This window comes from Micromonospora sp. NPDC004336 (assembly GCF_053602615.1).
Genome location: NZ_JBSGDY010000375.1, coordinates 1 through 1,138, shown reverse-complemented (window position 1 = coordinate 1,138; position 1,138 = coordinate 1). Strand labels below are relative to the sequence as shown.

Annotated in this window: 1 pseudogene; it reads left to right on the top strand. The window is 72.2% G+C overall.

The window, feature by feature from the left end:
* Window positions 1-179: pseudogene (locus ACWENR_RS30845) on the top strand (AAA family ATPase); the annotation flags it as partial.
* Between the last annotated feature and the right edge of the window lie 959 nt (window positions 180-1,138).

Genomic DNA, 1,138 nt, shown 5'->3' with positions numbered 1-1,138 from the left:
AGCGGATCCTGTTCAACGAACTGACCCCCGGCCAGATCGTCGTCGTCGACTGCGAAGGCGACCCCAACAACACCGACAAGTCCAAGCTCGTGTTCAAGGGTGCGGACCGTCCGGCCAGCGTGCCGGACGCCGTTCCGGCCGACCTCGGCGGCACCGCCGCCGCGGGGGCGGACGAGTAAGGCAGCACAGCACGAAGCCGACGGCCCGGTGGCAACAGCCACCGGGCCGTCGGCTTGCGCTGGGCATGCCGGGCTGCGCGCGAGTCGCTGGGTCCGACGGCCTGCGCTGGATGTCGGGCTGTGTCACGGGTCCGACGGCATGCGCGGGGACGTCGGCACGCACTGTGCTGTCGGCTTCATGCTGGACTGTCGGCTTCCAATGTCCGCCCGTCTCCAGTGCGCCGGCGGAGTGAGCGATGCGTGATGGCTTAGCGCAGGGAATCGTGGGTCGCGCTCGCGGCCTGTCGAGCTGATGTCGGGGACGATTCATCTCGACAGGGCGCCCGTCGCGAGCCGCCTGGGCCTGTCTGTCCGGTTCCGGCGGAGGCAGGAGCGGGGCCTGCGAGTGCGGAGGCAGGCCCGCTGAGGCGGGGACCGGCGAGGTGGGGACGGAGCGGGACTGGCGACCGGAGCAGGCACGGCGGGTGGGGACCAGGACCGGCGAGGCGGAGGCGGGGATCGGCTGTGGGGCCTGGCGCCCGATATATGCCAGTCTGCGGTGGTGGGGGTCACCGGGTGGGTGGGCATCAGCCGGCGGCCCCGGGCGTTGTAACCATCGTGAGCGCGTGAACCCCCCGGCCCCTGCGGGCCAGGGTGGCGGCCGGAATGCCGGCCGGACCCACGTCGTTACATCCCCCGAACCCCCGAGGGTCAGCCCGCTGGTGGCCGCCGGAATGCCCGGCCCGCCCCACCGGTTACATCCCCCGGGCCGCGCCCCACCCCGGAACCACCGGGCGCACCCCTTTCTTGGCGTGAACCTTTCCCGACCCGTGACGCACCCACCCCCAGGGGTGTCACGTACCCCCGATCGAAAGGTGACCTCACCATGCGTACCGACATCCTGCGTAAGACCGCCCTGACCGCTGCCGGCCTCGCCTTCACCGGCGGCGCCATCGCCGGCCCCGTCACCACCGCCTTCG